This window comes from Streptomyces sp. WM6372 (assembly GCF_001279655.1).
GTDB lineage: Bacteria > Actinomycetota > Actinomycetes > Streptomycetales > Streptomycetaceae > Streptomyces.
In genome coordinates this window covers 1-466 of the sequence record NZ_LGDB01000102.1, presented here as the reverse complement: position 1 = coordinate 466, position 466 = coordinate 1, and the positions used below count along the sequence as shown (strand labels likewise).

At 69.7% G+C, this 466-nt stretch carries 1 protein-coding gene; it reads right to left on the bottom strand.

Going from position 1 to position 466, the window contains the following annotated elements; translation table 11 throughout:
* Positions 1-466 (bottom strand): ABC transporter permease (locus ADK52_RS09150; RefSeq protein WP_420714828.1); only part of this gene is annotated, 466 nt, incomplete at both ends.

Sequence of the window (466 nt, the reverse complement as noted above, 5' to 3'; positions counted from 1 at the left end):
GGCGCCCAGCAGGATGACGGTGTACATCATGGCGTCGTTGAGGCCGAACCAGAGGACGGCGGGGGGTACCCAGGCGACGGAGGGCAGGGATTGCAGGCCTTGGAGGATGGGGCCGATCGCGGCGCGGACGAATGTGACGCGGGCGACGAGCAGTCCGAGCGGGGTGCCGATGGCCAGGGCGAGCAGGAAGCCGAGCAGGCCGCGCGAGACGCTGGTCCAGATGACCTCCAGCAGGGTGCCCTTGACCCACATGTCAGACAGGCTGTCCCAGACGGCGGACAGGGCGGGGAGCTTGGTTTCCTCGGTGACCTTCAGGGAGACCAGGACCTGCCAGACGAGCAGGACCAGGCCCACCGCCAGGACGGGTGGGAGGACCTTCTTGACGAGGACCTCGCGGGTGGGGGTGCGGTGGGTCTGGACGGCGTCGAGGGCGTCGAGGCCTGCTTCCAGGCCGGCCAGGTCGTCG